We start from the raw sequence: 16,476 nt of genomic DNA, 5'->3' as shown, positions 1-16,476 counted from the left end.
AAATAAATTAAAGAAGGGATAAAATGAAAAAAATACTAGCTATTTTGATAGTAATAATTATAGGCATATTTAGTTTTGCATATTTTAGTAATGATGAAACTAATAATAATTTTAGAATTATTAAACCAAAAAGAATGGATTTATCAATTAATGTTGAAGCAGTAGGCAAGGCTTATTCTCCTTCTTTGGTAAATGTTGCAACTTTAGCAAATGGGGAAATTAAAGAATTTCGTGTAAAGCTAGGAGATAAGCTTAAAAAAGGCGATATTATTGCTATTTTAGATGATGAAAAAGCTAAGAATGATTTGGCTATAGAAAAAAGTAAATTGATTAGTTTAAATGATGAAGAAGAAGCAGCTAGAGTATATTTAAACGAATTATATGTAAAACTTCAAACTCAAGAAAAGTTATTAAGTAAGGGTGCTAGCTCTAAAGAAAATTATTTAAACGCAAAAACTAATTATTACAACGCAAAAGCAAAACTTAGCTCAATAAAAGCTCAAATAATTCAAACAAATGCAAATATTTCTACTATGCAAGAAAGCTTAGATGAAACAATAGTAAAAGCCCCTATTGATGGTAGTGTAATAGGTGTTTATGCTAGTTTAGGTCAGACAATTAACTCAAAGCAAAGCTCACCAACACTAATTAAATTAGCTAACTTAGATGAGATGGAAGTAAGAATGCAAATAGCACAAAATGATGTTAGCTTATTAAAAGTAGGGCAAAAAATCACATATACTCCATTAAGTGATGGGGCTAGCACTAAAGAAGCTAGCATAAATAGTATTGATAGTGCTGATGTTAGTGTTATTGATAATGCTACTTCAAGTGGGGCTGTTTATTATTATGCTAGATATTTTGTAAATAATAACCCTGAATTAAAAATAGGAATAGATGTTCAAAATACCATAGAAATTGATAAGGTAGTAAATGCTTTAACTTTACCTATTAATTATATTAATAAAGACAATCAAGGCTATTTTGTAAATATTAAAGATAATAGCGAGATAGGCTATAAAAAAGCATATATAACCTTAGGTAAGAGCGATAATTTTAATATAGAAATTACAAGTGGCTTAAATGATGATGATGAAGTGGTAATAACTAATGATAAAGATAAGCAATCTAAATAAATTTTACGGCTCAACTCAAGTATTAAAAGATATAAATATTGAGATAAAAAAAGGCGAGTTTGTAATATTATTAGGCAAAAGTGGTTCAGGAAAAAGCACCTTGCTTAATATGATAGGCTTAATTGATGAGCCAAGTAGCGGAGAATATATATTTTATGATAAGAATTTGTATTCTTTAAATAGTGAAGAAAAATCAGCCTTTAGAAGAGATAATTTAGGTTTTATATTTCAAAGATACAATTTAATGCCCTTACAAAGTGTATTAGAAAATGTAATAATGGGAGCTTTATATGCTAAGAAAAACAAACAAACTAGTATTCAAAAAGCTAAAAAATTATTAGAAAAATTAGAACTTAGCGAACATATTCATAAAAAAGCAGCACATTTAAGTGGTGGTCAGCAACAGCGTGTAAGTGTAGCAAGAGCACTTATAAATGATGCAAATTTTATATTAGCAGATGAGCCAACAGGAGCGCTTGATAGTGCAAATGGAATAAAGCTTATGCAAATTCTAAAGGAGCTAAATGAAAACGGAGTTGGGGTTATTTTAGTAACTCACGATGAGAGTTTATGTAAATACGCAACTAGAATTATCAAAATGAAAGATGGAGTTATCATTAGCGATGAAAATGTCAAAGAATTTAAAACAAGCAATTTAAATGAAGATAATTTAAATAAAGCTAATTTTAAAGATAGATTTATAGCTAGTTTTAGCTTTTTTTCTCAAAATGTAAAACTTGCATTAAATAATCTAATCACAAATAAATTAAGGTCATTTCTTACTATGCTAGGGCTTATAATCGCTACTGCTTCAGTAATTTCAACGATAGCTTTAGGAAATGGTGGAAAAGCTGATATTTTAGAAGAGATAAAATCACTTGGGACAAATACAATTATAGTTCATAAAGGCTCAAGATTTGGAGATAGGAATGCAGGTAGGATTAAGGATTTAACATACCAAGATTTAGAGCTTATTAAAAGGCTTGATTTTGTAAAAGAAGTTGGGGTTGAGAGTGGTTTAAGTGGTGCTTATATTACTTATTTAAAAAACGAAGTAGATACTGATGCTACAGGGGTTTTTGCGAATTTTTTACAAATTAGTGCTAAGGAGATGAAAGAAGGTAGATTTTTTACCGAGCAAGAAGAACAAGACGCTAAGAATGTATGTGTAATTAGTGAGAATTTAGCTAAAACTTTATTTAAAATAGAAAGTCCATTAAATAAAATAATATATCTAAAAGGTCAGCCATTAAGAGTAATTGGGGTTCTTAAAAAAGATAAAAATGAGCGAGATGGTTTTGATATTAGAGTTTATGTTCCAAATAGCACAATTAGCAATAAATTTGATGGTAATAAACATATTAGGCGTATTGTTGTATTGCTTAAAGATGATGTAAATAGTGAATTAGCTGATAATAGCATTAAACAGATTTTAGAGATTAAAAAGGGTGCTAATTCAATTTTGACCTTTAATCAAGACGCTATTAAAAAAAGTATAGAAAGCACTACAAATACACTTAGTTTAATGATTTTTGGTATTGCATTTATTGCTATGATTGTTGGCGGAATTGGTGTTATGAATATTATGCTTGTCGTTGTAAAAGAGCGAACTAAAGAAATAGGGGTAAAACTTGCAATCGGAGCAAGTCCATCTTATATTAGCACGGGGTTTTTGATTGAATCGGTTGTGCTTTGTAGCGTGGCCGCTAGTATTGGTGTAATGATTGCTTTAATGCTTGTTTATGGCATTAATTTACTTGACGCCCCTATTAAAATGATAGTTGATTTTGATGCTATTATGTTAGGGTTTTTAAGTAGCACTTTAGTTGGTTTATTTTTTGGATATTTTCCTGCTAAACAAGCTAGTAAACTAATCCCTGCAGTTGCTTTAACTGATGATTGATTAATTTGGAAAAACTTAAATTAATAAAGTTTTTCCTTTTTATTTTATATAAAATCATAAGCAACTAATGAATGTGTAGTTTTATTCATAATTTTAGGAATTTACAAAATTTAAGGACTAAATTAATATATTAAAATCCTAATTTAAATTCTAAAATATTTCACACTACTAATTAACCTTATTATAAATTTTTAGTTTTTATCTTTTAAAAGAATTTAAATTAGGAATTTAAGATATTTTCAAAGTATTTAACATAAAACACAAGATAAATTTAATAATTATTTTTAAATTTATATTTGATATAATTAATCTTATTTTTTATTAAGGTTGAGTATGCAAGTAAATCAAACAAAATATTTAAAAATCATTTTAAAAAAAGTAATAGCTTTTATCTTTACTATAATTTTTCTTATTATAGGAAGTTTTTATGCAATGGTTAGCGAAACTCAAAAAGAAACTTTTGACATACAATATAGCAAAAATCCAGAAGCTTCTGCTAAATTTGCAAATGCAATGGAATATAGAATTATTATTGAATCATTACATAAATATTTGAATTATGATAATTTTATAATGATATTTCTTATAAATCAAATGAATAATAAATTTAAAGAAGGTAAAGAGCTTTTACCAAAAGATAGCATAGAAGACATTTTATGGTGGATGATTTTAAATAGAAATATGTTTTTTAAAAGTGATGATTTATCGTATGCTAAGTATGTTACAAATACTTATAAAGATGAATTTTTTAATGAGATTTATTCAATGATCGAACGCTTACCATATGGAAAAAATTATTTTGATAATATTGAGCTAAATCAAAATCGCTTTGCAACCATGTTAAGGCTTGTTTCAATATATACAGATTTAGATATTGATAGATTTATATATTATTTAAAAGAAGAATCAAATAAACATGATGAAATATATAAGCATTTAGACATGGCTTATAGAAGATATTTTGATTCACAAAAGTCAAAGGAATATTTTTATTATATATATATAAATACAGTGATTATGCTTCATGCTAAAGACATATATTTAAATTTACAAGGTGATGAAAATGGAAAAATGATTGAACCAGCAATAATCCCACAAGATTTATGTTATAAAAAAGATATATTTGAAATATACGATAATTTTCAAAAAATTATTGATTATGTAAAAACTACAAAAAATTATTCTAGTTCTTTATCTGGAACAAGTTTAGAAATATTAGGAGTTTTAGAAAATTCCTGCCCTAATGAAAAAGAATTAAGAAAAAAAATACAAGCAGAGATTGATGAAATTAATAAAAATAAAAAAGGAGTTGTAAATGCTAAATGAAGATTATTAAATTCTAAAATATTTTACACCACTAATTAGCCTTATTATAAATTTTTTAGTTTTTTAGTTTTAAAAGAATTTGAATTATGAATTTGAAATTAAATAAAAAATATTTTTTAATATTATTTATTATAAAAAGTAACATATATTAATAATTTTATGGATTTTTATTTTTATTTCATATAATTAATCTTATTAAAAATAAAGGATAAATTTGAATATAGATAATTTAAAAGATTATAAAATAAAAAACGATTATTTATATAGCTTAGAGCTTATTAGGTTATTTAATGACATTGTTACTTTTTTATTATTAATTTGCACAATTTGTTTTATAGCTTACAAGTTAGATAAACTACCAGAAGCTTCTCACACAGAAATGACTGAGATTAGATTAAGAGGAAGAGGCGAAGCTACAATAATTGTCGGTATATTTTTTATTTTTTTATTCATAAAGACCAATCATATTAAAAGGCTTAGATTTGTTAAAAATAATGATTTTTATATTAGCGTAGATAATGAAAAGATATATTTTGAAACATATACAGTAGATAAAGAAGGTCTTTTTGATATTGCTAAAAGTTATAAAAAAGTAAGCGAAACGATAAATAAAAGCGATATAGTTTTTAGATTGCAATCTAAACGACCAGCTTTAGCGTATTCTCATATATTTGATAAAGATACTTACAATACTAAAGAAATAGAAAATAAAAGCTTAAATTATAGATTAGACTATAGGGTAGCTAGAATAATTTTCTTTCCTATAGTTATGTTTTTTGCAATATTAAATATTTTATCAAGTTATTTAATATTATTTTTCTTAAATGGTAAAAACTTAAAAACTTACACAATATATCAAACTAAAACCAAGCTAGTTTCATTGCCTTTTGTTGATGATTTATCGGTTTATTTTTTATACACTGAATATAGATTAAAACATTCTGCAATAAGCAAAGGAGCTTACGAAATAGAGCATAGAGAAGAAGCGCAACCATTAGGCGAAAAATACATAGCAAAACAACAAAAGAAAATTGAAAAGATTTTAAGTAAAAGGAGAGTAAATGTTTGATTTTAACAAAAGAGATTTTGATGATTATATTAATTAAACTTTTGCTATCTATATTTTAAAAGAATTTGAATTAGGGATTTGAAATTAAATTAAAAAATATTTTTTAATATTATTTATTACGAAAAGCAACATATATTAATAATTATTTTTAAATTTGATGAATGTGTATTTGCTATACTAAACTTTATTTTTAAAGGTAAGATATGAATGAGTTTTTAATATATCTAGCGTATTTTTTAGATAATTTACACGATTTAGCTGGTGGGATTATTAGTATTTTAATTCCTATAATTTATGTGCCATTGTTTATTACCTATCCTATGCTTTTTGCCCTTACATTTTTTATAGGATTAAAGCTCTATCCTAGATTTATAAAAGTTTTATATGTTGTATTTTTTTATTTAGATTTTAGTGTTGAAATTAGCAACCATGATTCTGTTGCAGCAATATTGTTTTTTCAAATAATTTTCCCTTTTATATTGTATTATCCTATTAAATCAATTTATGAATTTATAATGAGACAAAATCAAAAATTTATTAAAGGTATATTCTATTTTTTCTCATTTTTAATGATTAGTTTTTATAGTGTATTTTTGGTAAATTATTTTAATTTACAACAAAGCCCAAAGCACGAAGTAACAGAACTTAAAAAACCAAATACCTTATTATTAAGCACAATTAAAAAAGAAAACTATACGATAGATGGAAAGTTTTTTAAAAGCGTAAATTTAATAGTTGATAAAGAAGTGCAATTATATGAAGATTATCATGAAAAAAGTTTTGAAGAAGAAGCTTCAGAATTACCAACTAGACTTAGTAAAGATAAGCTAATAAATTATGATATTTATGGTTATTTTGTGGATTGTAGTTACGCAAAATCATATATGTCTTTTAGAGGACTAAAAATCCCAGAACGTCCTGATTTTGATAGAATTTCTAATTCTTTTGCTAGGATGTTTGTTGATAATTATTATCTTAAATTAGGTAATTATGATAATAATAGAGGTAGTTGCTCTAATGATGTTTATACAAATTATTTAAATAAATTAAAAGGAGAATTTAAATGAAAACAAGTTATATTGAATTGTTAAAATATGCAGTTTTATCGGATATAGTTTATGATGATTAAAAAATGATAATAATAAAATATATTTAAATTTATTAAAATCCTAATTCAAATTCCATTAATTTTTTAAAGAATTTGAACTAGGAATAAAGATTTAAAATAAAGCTTCTTCCATTTCGCTAGGCTTATTTAAATTTAGTATTTTTAGCACGCTAGCAGCAATATTTGCTAATGAGCCATCTTTTAAATTACTATCTTTATGATAATTATAAAGCCAACAACCAACATCATAAGTTGTATGATTGGTTAAAATATTGCCATTTAAATCTTTCATATCTTCGCAGTTTCCATGATCTGAAGTTAGTAGCATAGCATAATTATTTTCTTTACAAGCTTTAATGATTTTGCCTAAGCATTCATCAACGCACTCAACCGCTTTAATACAAGCTTCATAATTTCCTGTATGACCTACCATATCGCCATTTGCAAAATTAACTACGATAAAATCAAAACCATCATTCATAGCCTTAATTACTTCATCACAAACTAAATAAGCACTCATTTGCGGTAATTCATCATAGCTTTTTACTTTTGGGCTTGGGATTAATACACGCTTTTCATTAAGAAATTCTTTCTCTACCCCGCCATTAAAGAAAAAGCTAACATGGGCATATTTTTCTGTTTCTGCTGTGTGAAATTGCCTTAAATTATTTTTGCTTAAGACTTCAGCTAAGGTGTTTTTAATATCAATTTTTGGAAAAATCACGCCTAAGTCAAGTTTTTCATCATATTCACACATACACAAAACTTGATTTTTACTTAAACGATTTTTCAGCTCACTTGCAATTTGCCTTGCTCTATCGCTTCTATAATTAATGATAATAACTCCATCATCTTTACCAATGCCATCAAAACCAAGATTAAGTGGCTTAAAAAACTCATCATAAATTTTATTCTCATAATTATCGTTTATGTATTGTTCTAAATCACTTTTATTTGCTTTACTAAAAAGCATATTTATATATTCATTTGTTCTATCTAAGTTATTATCCCTATCCATAGCATAAAATCTACCTGAAATACTGCTTGGAGTTATAAAACTTGGATTATTTTTTATAAAATCTTTAAAAGAATTTGGTTTAACATCTCTTCCATCACTTATTAAGTGCATAAAAATATTATTATTAACGCTTGCAATTTTAGCAATTTCGTTAAAGTGAATATAACTTGAATGCACTCCACCATCGCTATATAAACCTATTATATGAATATTTTTATATTTTTTCAAAAAGTCTTTTAAAATACTAATATTTTCTAAGCTTTTATCCTTAATAGCGTTATCAATTCTAACTAGGTTTTGATAAATAACCCTACCACTTCCAATACTCATATGTCCTACTTCACTATTTCCCATTTGACCATCTGGAAGACCTACTGCATTGCCACTTGTTTTAAGTCTTGAAAATTTTGCATTTTGGTTTAAAAAATCATAATTTGGTTTTTTTGCGTGATAAAAAGAATTGTATTCTAATCTATCGTTTAATCCGATACCATCGGTAATTACTAATATACATTTTTGCATTTTTACTCCTTTAAGTATAATTTAAGAGTTGATAGTAAGTGGTTAAACTCTATTAAGCTTAACTAGCTAATATTACTCAAAAATTTTTATTATTATAGGATTAAAAGATGAAGAATTATTACGACATATTAGGCGTTAAAAAAGACGCAAGTACTGACACAATAAAAAAAGCATATAGAAGTTTAGCTAGAAAATATCATCCTGATGTGAATAAAGACAAGGGTGCTGAAGAAAAATTTAAAGAAATTACCGAAGCTTACGAAGTGTTAAGCGATGAAGATAAAAGAAGAGCTTATGATAATCCTTCTTTTGGTGGATTTGATGGCTTTAATTTTAATTCAAGCGGTTTTAGTGGTGGATTTGAGGATATATTTTCTCATTTTGGTTTTGGAGCAGGGCAAAGTAGGTCTTATAATAAACCAGCTCAAGTTGAGTTAAAAATAAGCTTTTTAGAATCTGTTTTAGGAACTACTAGGAGCATTAATGTAAGGGGTGTTAGTTTTGATGTAGAGATTAAATCAGGCGTATTAAATAATCAAGAAATAACTATGCAAAAAGACAATCTAACATTAAAAGCAACTATTAAAATAGAGCATTCAAAAGAGTATGAGCGTGATGGAGATGACTTGACAAAAGAACTTGAAATTCCTTTAAAAATAGCTTTATTTGGTGGTAAAGTTGAGTTTGATACTCCAAAAGAGCAAGGCTTAAAAGTAACTTTAAAAGAAAATGTAAAAAATGGTGGATTAATCCGTGTTAAAGGTAGGGGAATTTATAATTCATATTCTAAAAATCAAGGGGATTTATTCTTAAGAGCTAAGGTGGTTTTACCTGATATTAATACGCTTGATGATAAGTTGGTTAAAGCTTTAAAAGATTATTTATAAAAAGGAGGAAATATGCACTATGATGAACCGGTATTTTTAATTTCTGTAGTATCAAAGCAATTAAATATTCATCCACAAACTCTAAGACAATATGAAAGAGAAGGCTTGATTGAGCCTAATAGAACCTGTGGAAAGGTTAGAATGTATTCGCAAAGAGATGTAGATAGAATTAAATTAATCTTAAGATTTACAAGGGATTTGGGGGTAAATTTAGCTGGAGTTAGCATTATTTTAGAGCTTAAAAGTCAAATAGCAGATTATGAAGAAATGCTAAGTGGTTTAAAAGAAAAGCCTAAGAAAAACGCCTTAATTAAACAAAATCAAAAATACGATGTGATATTTTATGATGATAAAGGTAGTAGCTAATGCAAGAGTTCTTAGAAATATTTTTAATTACAAGTGCTATTGCGATTATTTTAAATGTAGTGCTTAAAAAATTTAGCATACCAACAATTATTGGTTATATTGCAACTGGCTTTATTATTGAAGAAGTATTTTTTGTAACCACTTCAGAACAATTAAGCCACATTGCAGAATTTGGAATAGTATTTTTAATGTTTACCATAGGACTTGAGTTCTCTATCAAACACCTTTTAACTATGAAAACCGATGTATTTATAAATGGTGCTTTACAGATGGGAATATGTGGAATTGTGTTTGCAGTAATTTTGCACCACGCATTTAATATAGCTGATGATATTGCTTTAATTATTGGCTTTACAATTTCACTTTCATCAACTGCAATAGTTCTAAAAATACTAAATGAAAATCAAGACATAAATCAGCGATATGGAAGAAAAGCTTTAGGAATATTATTATTTCAAGATATTGCAGTAATTCCACTATTATTGATGATTGATATTTTCAATCAAGATGGAGTTGCAATTAGCACTTTAGTTGTTAAGACTTTAATATCAGCTTTTATTGTGCTTTTATTGTTATTTTTGATTGGAAAATATATTTATAGCAGGGTACTTTATTTTGTATTAAAGACAAATTCTCAAGAAATATTCATAGCAACAATACTTTTCACTGTCGTTGGTGCTTCGTTTTTAGCTTCATTTTTTGGGTTTTCATATTCACTTGGTGCATTTATTGCAGGAATGATGATAGCAGAAACTGAATTTAAACACCAAATAGAAGCCGACTTAATCCCGTTTAGAGATTTGTTATTAGGATTTTTCTTCATAACCGTTGGGCTTCAAATTAATATAAATATTATCATTCAGTATTGGTATATAATAATTGCACTTACAATTGGTATTATGCTAATTAAGACTTTATGTATATTTTTATTATTAAGTCTTGGAAGCACTAAAAGTGATTCGTTAAAAACTGCATTAAGCGTTAGTCAAATTGGAGAATTTGCTTTAGCAATATTTACTTTATTGGTTGCAAATAAAATGCTAGATACAAATACAGCTCAAATGCTTACTTTATCAGTAATTTTAAGTATGGTTTTATCTCCTTTTATTTTAAAAAATATAAAATCTCTTGCAAGTATTACTAATGATGAGATAATTACCGTAGCTCCTAAGATTGAATCAATGAGCGGACATTTTGTAATATTTGGATATGGCTCACTTGGTCAAGAAGTTGTGCTAAGATTAAAAACTCAAGGCATTCCTTATATCGTGCTAGAAAATGATATGAGTTTAGTTGAGCTTGGACAAAGTAGGGGAGAAAATGTTTTTTATGCTAGTGCAGAGCAAAATACAAGTTTTGATAACGCTAGTATTAAAACAAGTGCAGCAGTAATCGTTACTATTTCAAACGAACAAGTCTTAGAAGTAGTTAGTAAAAAAATACTTGATTATGACCCAAATGCTAATGTAATAATTAGAATAAATAAAGATGAATATAAAATATTTGAAGATTTAGGCGACAATATCAAAATGGTAAAAGAAGAAAAAGTGGTTGCAAGAACACTTTTACAAGAAGCATTAGTTTGCAGAATAAAACAACAATCTTAAAGGAAAAATATGAAAATAGCTACTAGAAAATCATTACTTGCTTTATGGCAAAGCGAATTTGTAAAGGCGAAATTACAAGAAATTGAGCCTAGTTTAAATATAGAATTATTAGAGCTTAGCACTAAAGGAGATGTTATTTTAGATACTCCTTTAGCAAAAATTGGTGGGAAGAATTTGTTTATTAAAGAATTAGAAAACGCAATGCACGATGGGCTTGCACAAATTAGTGTTCATTCTTTAAAAGATGTTGGGGCAAGTTTGGCGTATGATTTTAAACTTGCTAGTATTTGCAAAAGAGAAACTCCTAATGATGTTGTGGTTTTTCGTGGAAATGAAAAATCATTAAATGAACTAAAACAAGGTGCAAAAATCGGCACAACAAGTCTTCGCCGCCAAATGCAATTAAGATTAATTAGAGATGATTTTTCTATTCATTCATTAAGGGGAAATCTACAAACTAGACTTAAAAAATTAAAAGATGGCGAATTTGATGCGATAGTTTTAGCTTATGCAGGACTTAAGAGATTAAATCTTTTAGATGAGTTAAATTATGAGATTTTAGATACAAAAATTATGATACCTTCAGCAGGTCAAGGTGCTGTTGCGATTGAGAGTATTAATGATGAAAAGGTGTTAAATCTTGTATCTAAATTAAATTGCCCTAAAACAGCATTATTATGCAAAATTGAGCGTGATTTTACTGCTACTTTAAATGGTGGTTGTGGTGCTCCAATAGGAATTAATGCAGCTTTTATTGATGATGAGATTATTTGCGTAAATGCGATTATTGGCTTAATTGATGCTAGTAAAATTATAAAAATGCAAAGAAAGATTAATCAAGCAAATGCAAGTGGTTTTGGGGTAGTTTTAGCAAAAGAATTTATAAAACACGGAGCTTTAGAAATTCTAGCTGAAAATGAAGAATTATTAAAAGAAATGCTATGAAAAATTATATAGAAAAATTAAAAAAAGAAAATCTTTTAAAGATTATAAATACACCTTTAGATGTTGAGTTAGAAATCGCTCATTTAGCTTATTTAGAAGCTAAAAAGAGTGATTCAAAAGTTTTGTTATTTACAAATCCAAAAAAAGGCAATATAAATTATGATATGCCAATTATTATGAATGTTTTTGCAAATAGCAAAGCACTTAATTTGGTTTTAGGTAAAAATCCTGATGAGATTGCAGATGAGATTGAGAGCTTATTAAAGCTACATATTCCACCTACATTTGGTGCTAAATTAAACCTTGCAAATAAATTATTTTCTTTAAAAAATATAGCTCCAAAAAGAGAAATAAACAAAAACGCACCTTGTAAGCAAAAAACATATTCTCTAAATCAAATTCCAATCCTTAAAACTTGGGAAAAAGATGCAGGTGCATTTATTACGATGGGTCAGGTTTATACCAAAAGTCTTGATGGTAAGCAAAATAATTTAGGAATGTATCGTTTGCAAGTATTAGATGAAGGGCATTTAATAATGCACTTTCAACTTCATAAAGATGCTAATAATTTCTTTTATGAATATAAAGCCGCAAATAAAAAAATGCCAATAGCTATTGCAATAGGCGATGACCCACTTCATATATTTTGCGCTCAAGCACCATTGCCTAAAGGTATATTTGAATTAATGCTTTATGGATTTATCAAAAAACAAGGAGCAAAATTAGTTAAATGTGATACTAATGATTTGTATGTTCCAAGTAATAGTGATTTTGTAATAGAAGGCGAAATTGATGTAAATCATTTTGCTATTGAAGGTCCATTTGGCGATCATACGGGATTTTATACTCCGCAAGGTAATTTTCCTGTTATGAAAATTACAAAAATTACAGGCAAAAATGAGCCAATTTATAATGCAACCGTAGTTGGTAAACCACCTTTAGAAGATAAATGGATGGGGTATGGAACAGAGAGAATATTTTTACCATTACTTAAGACAACTTGCCCTGATTTGATTGATTATTGTATGCCTGAAAATGGTGTTTTTCATAATCTAATCTTAGCTAAAGTAAAAAGCAATTATGATGGCTTAGCATTAGCTAATATGCACGCATTTTGGGGAGTAGGGCAGATGAGTTTTGTAAAAAATGCTATTTTTGTAGATGAGAATGCACCTAGTCTGAATGATTACCCTAAAATTACAGAATATATTTTAAATAATTTCTCTCCTAAAAAATTATTATTAAGCTATGGATTATGCGATGAACTAGATCATTCTAGCACTAAATTAGGTATGGGTGGTAAGTTAGGACTTGACGCTACTTCAAAATCTACTTATAAAGCTCATACCTTTAAAGTAGAAAAACAAGAAATGGATAAAACAAGTTTTAAACCAAATCTTAAAAATTTATTAGATGATTTAAAAGAATTTGGTTTAGATGAATACAATATTTTCTATCCAGAAGCAAAAACACAAATTACTTGTATAAGCTTAGATAGAAAGCATAATTTAGACACTATTTATAATGCTTGCAAAAATAACTTAGGTGGGATTGTTGTTTTATTTGACAAAGGAGTTAATTTAAATAATCCTTATATGTTAATTTGGAGAGCGTTTAATAATTACGACCCTAGCACTGATATTAAAATAGATGATAATGGGATTTTGGTTGCAGCGTATTCAAAAGGCGAAATAGATGGCTATTTAAGCGAATGGCCTAGCACAACTGATTGCAATAAAGATGTAATAAATAAATTAATAGATTTAAAATTATTAGAAAATGATGAAAAATTTTTCAAAAGCTATGAAGTTTTTTAAACTTTAGCCGATTTAGAAAAAAGCTTATTAAAAGGAGATAGTAATGGAGATTTTTAAAGCAGCGAGTTCTCAATATGATACTCAACTAAAAGCTAGTGCAGAAACAACTAAAATGCGCCCAGTTGAGCAAACTCATATTGAAACAAATTCAGGTAAGCAAAAAAATGAAGAAATAAACAAGGAAATAACAAAAGAAAAGCTTGATGAATCTATTAAAAAATTAAATGAAAATATGGAAGAATTACAAACTGATGTAAGATTTGGTTATAACGATAAAATCAATCAAATGTATGTAGATGTAATCGCTACAAAATCAGGTCAAATTATTCGTAAAATTCCAAATGAAGAAGTAATTAAGCTTAGCGAAAGTATGAAAGAAGCAATAGGAATTATTTTTGATAAAAAAAGTTAATTGCTTTAAAGAATTTAAAAGGAGTTAAATATGGGAACAGGTTTAGGATTAATAGCAGGAGCTAATAAATTTCAATTTAAAGAAAAATATGACGCTTTAAAAGCAAACGAGCAAAAATCTTTATTAGCAATACCTAATAAAAAACTATCTGATACACAAGCAAAGCAAAAGGATTTAACAGATTTAACAACACTTTTAGGCAGTTTTAAAGGTGATATATCTTCTTTAGTGGAAGGAGAAGCATTTTCTAAAAGTAAAGTAGATGCTACAGGTGAGAGTGCTAGTATGACTACTACTAAGGGTGTTAAAGTAAGTGATTTTGATATTAATGTTAAACAACTTGCTACAAAAGATGCTTATCAGACTAATTCTTTTTCTAGCGAAACTTATGGCATATTTAACGATGTTGGTATTATTAAAAGTGATGGTCAAAAAGAAATGCTAAAAGAAGCAGAGTTTAAAATCACTGTAAATAAACAAACATTTACTATTAAGGTAAATTCAGGAGATTCTTTACAAACTTTAAATGACAAAATTCTATCAGCTACAAATGAAAACAATAAAAAATTAAGCGATTTTGTAAGCACTAAGGTTTTAGATACAGGTCATGATAATTATAGGCTTATGATTACAAGTAAAGAAGCAGGAATTGATAATGAAATAGTATTTGGAAGTGCTTTTAAACTTGACGACCCTAATACAGCAGAGTTTTCAAAAGCAGTTCTTAAAAAGCTTGGTTTATTAGACGCTGCAAATGCTAGTGCTGCTAAAACAGAGCTTAAAAAAGCTAACGAGCAATTAGACGCATCTAAAGTTATTTTAGGTGGTAGTGGATACTTAGAAAATATTCAAAAACAAGTTTCTGAATTAGCTCAAGAAAAAGAATTAAAATATAAAGCTTATACAAGTGATTCTAGTAATCCTGATAATATTGTTGAAACTGAAATAACTTTTAAAATTAATAAAGATACAGATTTATCTAAGTTAAGTGATAGTGAAAGAAAAGCAGTTTTTGCCGAATTTAAAGATAAAAATGATATGACTCAACAAACAAAAAACTGGGTTGAATATATTAAAAATACCGGAGAAGAATTAAATATTTCATATAAAGATAGTGCTACTAATCAAACAAAAGCAGTTAGTATAAATAAAGCTACTAATTTTGATAATTTAACGGCAGAACAAAAGAAAGGAATTCAAGAATTTTTTGAAACTTCTAGGGAAAATTATTTTATAAATGAATTAGATGTAAAAGCTGCTCAAACTAAATATGATGGAATTGATGCAAAATCAAACCATGTTCAAACAGCGCAAGATGCTAAGTTTATTTATGAAGGTATTGAGATTAGCAGAAGCACAAATACCATTGATGATTTAATAATTGGAGCAAAAATTTCTCTTAAAAAAGAAGGTATTACCAACTTTAAAGTAAGTGATGATTTAGATTCTTTAACAGAGCATTTAACTACTTTTACAACGAATTATAATTCTATAGTTAATTCTCTTGCTACCTCAACAGGTTTTGATAAAGAGAAAAAAACAGCAGGAAGTTTGCAAGGAATTAGCGAAGTAAGTAAGCTAAAAACAATGTTATCATCAATGATTACTAAGACTGATTCAAATGGAATTAGTTTATCTAGTATGGGGTTTGAGCTTAATGAAAAAGGAATTTTAACTTTTAAAAAATCAAAATTTGAAGAAGCTTATAAGAAAAATAGCGAAGGAATTAAAAATTTCTTACAAGGTAGCGTAAAATACCAAGAATTAAGCACTACAAGTAAGACAATTAGTCAAAAAGTAGCTTTAGCTGAAGGGGATTTGAAGATAAATGGTAAGGAAATTACCTTTAAAAAAGAATTCCTAGATAAGTTAAATGAACAAGATAGCAAAGTAACTCAAGAAGAGTATATAAATAAATTAATTGAAGCTATTAATGATGCGAAAATAGATGGTGTAACGGCTAAATTAGGTAAAGAAAATAATATTATTATTACAAGTGATGGAAAAAATGCACTTGAAATAGGTGGTTCTAGCGAGAAGTTATTACAACTTGGTTTAGAAGAAAAAACAATAAGAACTATTAAAACAGAGCAAACAGGAGTGTTTAGAACATTTAAAGATACTTTAGATAGTATGGTAGGCACTGATGGAACTCTTACTAAATATAATAAAAATTTAGAAGATGATGTTAAAAAGCTAAATGAAGAAATCAAAAAAACCAATGAAGAAATTGAGAAAAGATATGAGATTTTAGCTACTAGACTAAGTATGTATGATGTTATTTTAAATAAGCTTGATAATCAAAGCCAAACGATTACAGCTTTAACAAATGCAGCATTTGCTAATAAATAAGGAATATA

13 protein-coding genes are annotated in these 16,476 nt (G+C 27.2%); 12 read left to right on the top strand and 1 reads right to left on the bottom strand.

Annotated features, from left to right (window positions below):
- The first annotated feature begins 23 nt into the window (after positions 1–23).
- The 5 genes from AVBRAN_RS05765 to AVBRAN_RS05745 all read left to right on the top strand — a co-directional run bounded on the left by AVBRAN_RS05765 (position 24) and on the right by AVBRAN_RS05745 (position 6,501).
- Positions 24–1,136 (top strand): efflux RND transporter periplasmic adaptor subunit, encoded by a 1,113-nt coding sequence (locus tag AVBRAN_RS05765; RefSeq protein WP_239802718.1) that lies wholly within the window; start codon positions 24–26, stop codon positions 1,134–1,136.
- Positions 1,111–3,039: an ABC transporter permease gene (locus tag AVBRAN_RS05760; RefSeq protein ID WP_239802717.1), complete on the top strand. Its 1,929-nt coding sequence runs from the start codon at positions 1,111–1,113 to the stop codon at positions 3,037–3,039. The genes AVBRAN_RS05765 and AVBRAN_RS05760 overlap by 26 nt, the downstream gene beginning before the upstream one ends.
- A gap of 333 nt (positions 3,040–3,372) precedes the next feature.
- Positions 3,373–4,365, top strand: a complete 993-nt coding sequence (locus AVBRAN_RS05755; protein ID WP_239802716.1) for a hypothetical protein — start codon at positions 3,373–3,375, stop codon at positions 4,363–4,365.
- A 214-nt stretch (positions 4,366–4,579) separates the two neighbouring features.
- Complete coding sequence (locus tag AVBRAN_RS05750) at positions 4,580–5,434, top strand: hypothetical protein (RefSeq protein ID WP_239802715.1); 855 nt, start codon at positions 4,580–4,582, stop codon at positions 5,432–5,434.
- Between the two features lie 203 nt (positions 5,435–5,637).
- Positions 5,638–6,501 carry a hypothetical protein gene (locus AVBRAN_RS05745; protein WP_239802714.1) on the top strand — a complete coding sequence of 288 codons (864 nt, stop codon included), beginning with the start codon at positions 5,638–5,640 and terminating at the stop codon, positions 6,499–6,501.
- A gap of 153 nt (positions 6,502–6,654) precedes the next feature.
- Here the strand turns inward: AVBRAN_RS05745 and gpmI are convergent, their stop codons facing one another.
- Complete coding sequence (gene gpmI / locus AVBRAN_RS05740) at positions 6,655–8,082, bottom strand: 2,3-bisphosphoglycerate-independent phosphoglycerate mutase (RefSeq protein ID WP_214119979.1); 1,428 nt, start codon at positions 8,080–8,082, stop codon at positions 6,655–6,657.
- Between the two features lie 107 nt (positions 8,083–8,189).
- Here gpmI and AVBRAN_RS05735 point away from each other — a divergent pair, with 107 nt between their 5' ends.
- The 7 genes from AVBRAN_RS05735 to fliD are packed head-to-tail and all read left to right on the top strand — an operon-like array spanning position 8,190 to position 16,468.
- Complete coding sequence (locus AVBRAN_RS05735; RefSeq protein WP_214119978.1) at positions 8,190–8,969, top strand: DnaJ domain-containing protein; 780 nt, start codon at positions 8,190–8,192, stop codon at positions 8,967–8,969.
- 12 nt (positions 8,970–8,981) lie between these two features.
- The gene (locus AVBRAN_RS05730) at positions 8,982–9,335 is read left to right on the top strand and encodes a helix-turn-helix transcriptional regulator (protein ID WP_214116754.1); all 354 of its coding nucleotides are present in this window, start codon (positions 8,982–8,984) and stop codon (positions 9,333–9,335) included.
- The gene (locus AVBRAN_RS05725) at positions 9,335–10,942 is read left to right on the top strand and encodes a cation:proton antiporter (RefSeq protein ID WP_239802713.1); all 1,608 of its coding nucleotides are present in this window, start codon (positions 9,335–9,337) and stop codon (positions 10,940–10,942) included. Before AVBRAN_RS05730 ends, AVBRAN_RS05725 begins: the two co-directional genes overlap by 1 nt.
- 9 nt (positions 10,943–10,951) lie before the next feature.
- Positions 10,952–11,887, top strand: coding sequence for a hydroxymethylbilane synthase (gene hemC / locus AVBRAN_RS05720; protein ID WP_239802712.1), 936 nt, complete (start codon positions 10,952–10,954; stop codon positions 11,885–11,887).
- Positions 11,884–13,704 carry a menaquinone biosynthesis decarboxylase gene (locus AVBRAN_RS05715; protein WP_239802711.1) on the top strand — a complete coding sequence of 607 codons (1,821 nt, stop codon included), beginning with the start codon at positions 11,884–11,886 and terminating at the stop codon, positions 13,702–13,704. Before hemC ends, AVBRAN_RS05715 begins: the two co-directional genes overlap by 4 nt.
- A 43-nt stretch (positions 13,705–13,747) precedes the next feature.
- The gene (locus AVBRAN_RS05710; protein WP_214116763.1) at positions 13,748–14,116 is read left to right on the top strand and encodes a flagellar protein FlaG; all 369 of its coding nucleotides are present in this window, start codon (positions 13,748–13,750) and stop codon (positions 14,114–14,116) included.
- Between the two features lie 30 nt (positions 14,117–14,146).
- A complete protein-coding gene (gene fliD / locus AVBRAN_RS05705) occupies positions 14,147–16,468 on the top strand; it encodes a flagellar filament capping protein FliD (RefSeq protein WP_239802710.1) in 2,322 nt (773 codons plus the stop codon).
- The last annotated feature ends 8 nt before the right edge of the window (positions 16,469–16,476 follow it).

Source organism: Campylobacter sp. RM12651, from assembly GCF_022369475.1.
GTDB lineage: Bacteria > Campylobacterota > Campylobacteria > Campylobacterales > Campylobacteraceae > Campylobacter_E.
This window is presented reverse-complemented; position numbering and strand designations above follow the sequence as displayed.

What these genes read in the sequence shown, in the direction of transcription:
- AVBRAN_RS05765 (WP_239802718.1), top strand. Translation starts at nt 24, where the DNA reads ATGAAAAAAATACTAGCTATTTTGATAGTAATAATTATAGGCATATTT.
- AVBRAN_RS05760 (WP_239802717.1), top strand. Translation starts at nt 1,111, where the DNA reads ATGATAAAGATAAGCAATCTAAATAAATTTTACGGCTCAACTCAAGTA.
- AVBRAN_RS05755 (WP_239802716.1), top strand. Translation starts at nt 3,373, where the DNA reads ATGCAAGTAAATCAAACAAAATATTTAAAAATCATTTTAAAAAAAGTA.
- AVBRAN_RS05745 (WP_239802714.1), top strand. Translation starts at nt 5,638, where the DNA reads ATGAATGAGTTTTTAATATATCTAGCGTATTTTTTAGATAATTTACAC.
- gpmI (WP_214119979.1), bottom strand. Translation starts at nt 8,082, where the DNA reads ATGCAAAAATGTATATTAGTAATTACCGATGGTATCGGATTAAACGAT.
- AVBRAN_RS05735 (WP_214119978.1), top strand. Translation starts at nt 8,190, where the DNA reads ATGAAGAATTATTACGACATATTAGGCGTTAAAAAAGACGCAAGTACT.
- AVBRAN_RS05730 (WP_214116754.1), top strand. Translation starts at nt 8,982, where the DNA reads ATGCACTATGATGAACCGGTATTTTTAATTTCTGTAGTATCAAAGCAA.
- AVBRAN_RS05725 (WP_239802713.1), top strand. Translation starts at nt 9,335, where the DNA reads ATGCAAGAGTTCTTAGAAATATTTTTAATTACAAGTGCTATTGCGATT.
- hemC (WP_239802712.1), top strand. Translation starts at nt 10,952, where the DNA reads ATGAAAATAGCTACTAGAAAATCATTACTTGCTTTATGGCAAAGCGAA.
- AVBRAN_RS05715 (WP_239802711.1), top strand. Translation starts at nt 11,884, where the DNA reads ATGAAAAATTATATAGAAAAATTAAAAAAAGAAAATCTTTTAAAGATT.
- AVBRAN_RS05710 (WP_214116763.1), top strand. Translation starts at nt 13,748, where the DNA reads ATGGAGATTTTTAAAGCAGCGAGTTCTCAATATGATACTCAACTAAAA.
- fliD (WP_239802710.1), top strand. Translation starts at nt 14,147, where the DNA reads ATGGGAACAGGTTTAGGATTAATAGCAGGAGCTAATAAATTTCAATTT.